This is a genomic window from Shewanella kaireitica (genome assembly GCF_023284045.1).
Taxonomy (GTDB): domain Bacteria; phylum Pseudomonadota; class Gammaproteobacteria; order Enterobacterales; family Shewanellaceae; genus Shewanella; species Shewanella kaireitica.
Genome location: NZ_JAKIKQ010000033.1, coordinates 1 through 7,715, shown reverse-complemented (window position 1 = coordinate 7,715; position 7,715 = coordinate 1). Strand labels below are relative to the sequence as shown.

Sequence of the window (7,715 nt, the reverse complement as noted above, 5' to 3'; positions counted from 1 at the left end):
CTTCATCAATCGTGTTGCTGTCATTTGCAAGCTGGCTTGGGTCATCGACAGGCGTCACTTCAAGGGTGAGTGTCGCCGTAGAGCCTGTATTCGTGGTGTAAGTAATGACAGGAACGCTGCCGTTCCAATTTTCGTTTGGTGTGAAGGTGTAGCTACCATCTTCATTGATGACTAAGCTGCCACCATCAAGCTCTACAGTGGTTCCCGCAGTAACCGTTTGGCCATCAACTTCAAAGCTCACCACAGTTAGATCATTATCGATATCGCCATCATTATCTAACACATTGCCGGTGGCAACACTGTCTTCATCAATCGTGTTGCTGTCATTTGCAAGCTGGCTTGGGTCATCGACAGGCGTCACTTCAAGGGTGAGTGTCGCCGTAGAGCCTGTATTCGTGGTGTAAGTAATGACAGCAACGCTGCCGTTCCAATTTTCGTTTGGTGTGAAGGTGTAGCTACCGTCTTCATTGATGACTAAGCTGCCACCATCAAGCTCTACTGTGGTTCCGGCAGCAATCGTTTGACCATCAACTTCAAAGCTTATCACTGTGAGCTGGTCATCTAGATCGCTATCGTTATCGAGAACGTTGCCAGTTGCAATAGTATCTTCGGCTATTGTTTGGCTGTCATTTTGAAGAACAGTTTCTAAGTCATAGTTCTCGGTAGTGGTACCTTCAGCTCTTTCTCCATTATTACCAAACCCGTAAACAATGGCGTCAACAACGGTGTCGGCATCTAGAAGAAGCTCTGAACCCGAGACAGTAATAGAGAATGTGCCATCAGCATTCATTAACGTTTGATAATTGGTGCCATTGATGGTGACAACCACAATACCAATAGTGATAGCTGCATCAGCAGTAACCGTTCCAGTAACAATGATGGACTGTTGCCCTTCCTCATTAGTCACTAGGTTATCGCCAGTTATTGGATCTAAATCGATTGCGATATCAGCATTAATCGGGCTGTCATTGTCGAATATGCGCAAGGTGCCTTGAGAGTCTGCAAGAGCCGCATTGATCGGATCGGTCAGGTTTATTAACGCAAATTCAGGGCTACCTTCGACGATAAGATCATCAACGATAGGAACAGTAATATAAGCTGTAGTTTGCCCTGGTAAGAATGTTACTGTGCCTGATACGTTAATAAAGTCTTCACCAAACAGTGCAGTAAGCTCTTCGCTTGAATAGTTTACGGTAATGGTTTCTGTGCTGGCTTCACTTAGGCTCAGAGTGAATACTGCATTCTCCATTCCTTCAACTACAATAGCGTAATCGATGTTGATAAGTGGTAGATCGCCTGCTGGGCTGTCATTGTCAAAAATTGCGAATTGTAGTGTCTCGTCGTAGACATTTTCACCAGTAACAACAGCTCTAAAATACTCTGTAGGCTCAATTTGTGCATCATCAAAAATAGGCACACGAATTAATACACTTGAGTCGCCTGCACCCAAAGTAAAACCAAATACAGGGCGAGGAATACTGCCGCTGTAATCGATCGAAGTCACAGTCATTGACTGCCACGTTATGCCACCATCGTTTGAGTATTGAATTGGAACAATATAATCATCAGCATATTCCGCAATGGGTATACCGAACTGTTCACTCAATAGCTCGCTGGTAAATGTGATCTCAAGAGCTGAATCCTCATCAAATACCAGCTCACTGTTTAAAGTGAATTGGTTGAATCCATCATGTTCAAAAACGTCAGGAATATCGGCTGATAAATGTGATTTATACTGATCTTGTGTTTGGGATGTTATATCTCTAAATGCGGTCCAATCTTCGACACGATAATCTAAAGTGAGCCCTTCAAGATCATACTGGTTGATACCTTCATTAAGGATAATGGCGTAGTTACCATCGCCTAAATCCACCAACGTACCAATATCTTGGAATTCTGCGCTTAACTGTACATTTTTAACGACAAGGTTTTCAGTGATAACTTGCTGGCCTGTAGCGCCGGCGAGTAAATCGTCTGCTGAAAATGTAATACGTCCATCGAGTTCGTTGTAGTTGTAGGTAACAAGACCACCGGGAACATCAAGAATATCCACCTGTCTTTCATCTGCGGCATCAGGAGCGCGGTCTCCAGCTAAATCATCAATCGTGTCAGCAACATGAGCCATGGCCAAGCTTTCAAATATGTTTTGCTCATCAGGTGAACGTTCACTCTCTCGAGTAAATTCAATACCTAGCTGGGCAAGAACTAACGACAACATCTCTTTACCAGCTGTTGCAATATTCAGTGGCTCGCCAGTGGTCGGGTCTATATAGCCTGAGAGTGCTTGGTGTATGGCAAGTACGATATTAATATTAGTCGCGTAACTAGCATCTAGATTTAAAGAATCGCTGTTTGTTTGCAGTAGACCGTCATTGTTACCATCAGACAGATCGCTATCCAATGCTTGCAGGAATATCGCCATATTCTCTACATAGTTTAAGTTGCTGTCAGATAAAGAGGTACCGGCAATATCTTGTAAAAATAGGATAGTACCTTGAATCGCATCAGCACTAAATGTCGCGATGGTGACATCACCCACGCTAAAGGTGATTGTGTCGCCAGGAAGATATGCAAAAGACCCTGGAGCTCCCATATCCCCTGTAAACCCAGAAAGTCCTGATGAGGTTGTGTATGCAACACCATTGACAAAGTTATCGGTAAACTGTGCGACTAAAAAGTTGTTATCTTCACCCGTATTTTGGGTTTGATTATTGATTGCAAGACTGGTTATTTGAGCATCATTATTTTGGCCTGTAGTGTCAAACCCTGAACTAGCTATTGTTTCTGCGCCGCCGCGGTCGACAGAGACATGTCCTGACGTTCCTTCGCTTCCAGCTTGATTGCCTGCAGCAGTATCAGGACCTTCTGTTGGGTCTTCCCCAGCCGCAATAAGCGCTTGGATCTCTTCGATTTCATTAAGGGCTTCTTGGTCAGTACCAGAGGGAGATGTGGTTGCAGAAGGAATCGCTTCACTATTAGAGGAGATGATTGAGCCGTCTTCAAGACGAAGTTCAACAAAGCTACTGTCGTTTATAGATAAATTAGTTCCAGCAGGAATGAAGTCGCCACTTACTACATTTTTGACATTACCGTTAACTTCAGCGGTAACAGCTCCTGTTACGTTCTGAATGTGGCCTGCTTTTGTTGTAATTATCGACTTCATCGTCTTGCTCCTTGCCGCGACACATCTTCAATTGAAATGTAGCTTGCGCGTTATTATCTGTAACTTCTCATTAACCGATATTATAGGAGATGCAAACAATGGTCAATTTTTTGACACTAACTTGATTGTGAAAAAATCACAACTTATTAACTTGCAGTTAAATCGTTAGTGTTAGAAAAAATAAAAGCCACTAAATATAGTGACTTCTATCCTTATATGGACTGACTCGCAAGCGGGTACGACTTTAGACTGATTCCTCTAAGGGATAATGTTTCCTTGATCGATTTGCTCATAAGGAGGGATAAAGGTGCCATTTGGATCGACGATTAATGCATCATCGGCGATTAGCCCGGCGATAATGTCAGATTCATTATTACTACCGTAGACTAGTGATAGATCTATGCCATCCAAAACAATTGTTACCCCATCTGTTCCGATACCAAGTCCGTTTGCATCTATAGTGATTGTAGTGTTACCGCCAGCGAAGCTAAAGGAGAAGAAATCTTCTAGGCTACCGTTTTCTTCACCGACCAGTAGCCCTGTTAAATCGAGCACATCTACGTCGTTATTAAAGTTGTAAACAGTATCTGTACTATTATCTGCACTATCTTGCTCCCAAACGAAGAAGTCTCTTTCTCCATCATCAGAGCCATTGAGCCCACCACCATCTAAGCTATCGCTGCCTTGTCCTCCTGATAGATAATCTCTGCCAATTCCACCCTCTATAGTGTCAGTACCTGTACCACCTATAAGAATATCATTGCCTTCACCACCTTCTATATCATCATTGCCTGAACCACCAATAAGCTCATCATTACCAGCAAGGCCTTTTAAGATGTCATTTCCTTCACGACCGAAAATACGATCATCCAAGTTAGCGCCTGTTAGTGAGTCAGAACTTGTACTACCGAATATGAGGTTATTGATATTGTCGGTACCAACAACGGTGATCGAATCATCGGCAATCTGATCATGGGTAAAGACAGCTTCAACAAATCGAGCTTGGAAGTTACCGCCATTATCATCCAAATAAGTAATTCGCCAAATATCATTGGCGGCTAAAGGATTAGCCATAATATAGTCGGCTAAAGATGTTGCGGTAGGATCGCCATTTCCATCTAATAGGAATATAGCGCTGTAATCAATTTCCGCTTTCATCAAGCCTGAATCAGCATCGAAAGACCAAGTAATAATACCGTCACCATCATTTTCAGGTATGACTTCAAAAATGGCGCTACCTATTGTTAATCTAACTGATACCTCTGACTCTCTCGCTGCACCTGCTGGAGTATTTTCATCTTGCTCATTAAGAGGAACTGGAATATCAAAAGGCGCTTTCTGGTAGTCAGTAAATAGCTGCAATGAGCCACTGTCAGGATCTGAGTTCATCGCGTTAGCAAACTGCTCACTGATGACTAAGTCTGCATCTTGATCATTACCTGATGTGAGTGGACTCGAACCGTCACCAATTTGAACAGTCTGACCCGCTAAGCTGTTTGCTGGTACAGAGTGAATAATAAATTCACCATCAATCGAGTCACTGCCTGAATTTACTGTAAAGGTGAAAGACAGATCCAACTGGTAGTCAACTTCACCATTATCCCCTGGAACGTATACTAAGGTTTCCAGCTCAGTTGCACTTAGTTCTGGTGGATTATCAAAGTCTATTAATGTAAGTGTGTTTCCGCCATCTATCATGTAATAGACACTACCTAATTCGACTGTAGGATCTAAGTCAGGCGTGAGCAGTACAAGTGCCAAATTTGTGATGGTGATTGTGTCGTTTACGTCTATATCTGAGGGCTTAGTGACGAGTAAAGGATATCCGCTCAAGTAAGGATCGGTTATTTCTCCCACAGCGGCTGGAACCCAGATCTCTTTAGCGAATTCACCTTCAATGACATCATTTACACCATCGATGGTTATTGTGACGACTTCGGTGTCATATGCGCCATTATTATCTGTGACAGTGACGTTAAAGCTGAGTGTAATCGATTCCGTTTCTCCCAAAAACTGGATCAACTCATTTGAGATACTAAAGTCCCAACTATCTTGATCGGCGCTGAACCCAGCAATCAACTGATTGATCTGATCTTGGGTTAATACATCTGTTAGTGTACCTCCATTCCAGGTTATATCACTATTGTAGAGAAAGGAAACGCTTGCGGTGTCGCCGGTATCCACGTCAGTGAAACTTAATGCCCCGGTATCACTTATCATTTGATTAACGACTTCTAGATCCTCCGTTACTCCTCCAGATGTATCTACAGTGAGTACAGGAATATCGTTAGTCCCGGTGACTGTCACGGTGACCAGTTGCTGGCTGAAAGCACCATGCTCATCAGTGACGGTGACTAGGAAAGTCTCATCGTGCATCTCACCTTGGGCGAGGGCGTTGACCAGTGCGTTATCGGCTAAGGTGTAGCTCCACACGCCAGTGTCTGCATCAATATCAAAGCTGCCGTAGTCATTGACTTGGGCGACAAAACTCCAGCTCCAGCTGGCGCCATTATCCACATCATCAGCGGTTAAAGTGCCGCCAGTGACCAGATTGCCAGGCTCGGGAACGTTACCGCCGTCCATCACGCCAGCCTCTAATACATCGCCGGTGGCATCTTCAATAGTGGAAGTGATAACAGGTATATCGTTGGTGCCGGTCACTGTCACGGTCACTAATTGCTGACTGAAGGCGCCATGCTCATCGGTGACGGTGACCAAGAAGGTCTCATCGTGCATCTCACCTTGGGCGAGGGCGTTGACCAGTGCGTTGTCGGCTAAGGTGTAACTCCACACGCCAGTGTCCGCATCAATATCAAAGGTGCCGTAGTCATTAACTTGGGCGACAAAACTCCAGCTCCAGCTGGCGCCGTTATCCACATCATCAGCGGTTAAGGTGCCGCCAGTGACTAGGTTGCCAAGCTCCGGATCGTTACCGCCGTCCATCACCCCGGCTTCAAGCACATCACCGGTAGCATCTTGAATAGTGGAAGTGATAACAGGTATATCGTTGGTGCCGGTGACTGTCACGGTCACTAATTGTTGGCTGAAGGCGCCATGCTCATCGGTGACGGTGACCAAGAAGGTCTCATCGTGCATCTCACCTTGGGCGAGGGCGTTCACCAGTGCGTTGTCGGCTAAGGTGTAACTCCACACGCCAGTGTCCGCATCAATATCAAAGCTGCCGTAGTCATTAACTTGGGCGACAAAACTCCAGCTCCAGCTGGCGCCGTTATCCACATCATCGGCGGTTAAGGTGCCGCCAGTCATTAAGTTGCCCGGCTCAGGATCGTTACCGCCATCCATCACGCCCGCTTCAAGTACCTCACCGGTAGCATCTTGAATAGTGGAAGTGATAAGCGGAATATCGTTAGTGCCGGTGACTGTCACGGTCACTAATTGCTGACTGAAGGCACCATGTTCATCAGTGACGGTAACCAAGAAGGTCTCATCGTGCATCTCACCTTGGGCGAGGGCGTTGACCAGTGCGTTGTCGGCTAAAGTGTAACTCCACACGCCAGTGTCAGCATCAATATCAAAGCTGCCGTAGTCATTAACTTGGGCGACAAAACTCCAGCTCCAGCTGGCGCCGTTATCCACATCATCAGCGGTTAAGGTGCCGCCAGTCATTAAGTTGCCCGGCTCAGGATCGTTACCGCCATCCATCACGCCAGCCTCTAATACATCACCAGTGGCATCTTGAATAGTGGAAGTGATAAGCGGAATATCGTTAGTCCCGGTAACTGTCACGGTCACTAATTGCTGACTGAAGGCGCCATGCTCATCGGTGACGGTGACCAAGAAGGTTTCATCGTGCATCTCACCTTGAGCGAGGGCGTTGACCAGCGCGTTATCGGCTAAGGTGTAACTCCACACGCCAGTGCCGGCATCAATATTAAAGGTACCGTAATCGTTGACTTGGGCGACGAAACTCCAGCTCCAGCTGGCGCCGTTATCCACATCATCAGCGGTTAAAGTGCCGCCAGTGACCAGGTTGCCAGGCTCCGGAACGTTACCGCCATCCATCACGCCAGCCTCTAATACATCACCGGTAGCATCTTGAATAGTGGAAGTGATAAGCGGAATGTCATTAGTCCCGGTAACTGTCACCGTCACTAATTGCTGACTGAAGGCGCCATGCTCATCGGTGACGGTGACCAAGAAGGTTTCATCGTGCATCTCACCTTGAGCGAGGGCGTTGACCAGCGCGTTATCGGCTAAGGTGTAACTCCACACGCCAGTGCCGGCATCAATATTAAAGGTACCGTAATCGTTGACTTGGGCGACGAAACTCCAGCTCCAGCTGGCGCCGTTATCCACATCATCAGCGGTTAAAGTGCCGCCAGTGACCAGGTTGCCAGGCTCCGGAACGTTACCGCCATCCATCACGCCCGCTTCTAATACATCGCCAGTAGCATCTTCAATAGTGGAAGTGATAAGCGGAATATCGTTGGTGCCGGTGACTGTCACGGTCACTAATTGTTGGCTGAAGGCGCCATGCTCATCGGTCACGGTAACCAAGAAGGTCTCATCGTGCATCTCACCTTGGGCGAGG

The 7,715-nt window shown here is 46.2% G+C and carries 2 protein-coding genes; both read right to left on the bottom strand.

The window, feature by feature from the left end; all coding sequences use genetic code 11:
- On the bottom strand, window positions 1–3,163 hold a 3,163-nt coding region (locus tag L2730_RS21770; protein WP_248976473.1), incomplete at its 3' end, for a retention module-containing protein.
- Between the two features lie 258 nt (window positions 3,164–3,421).
- Window positions 3,422–7,715, bottom strand: a 4,294-nt coding sequence (locus tag L2730_RS21765) for a VCBS domain-containing protein (protein ID WP_248976472.1), incomplete at its 5' end; no start/stop codon positions are given.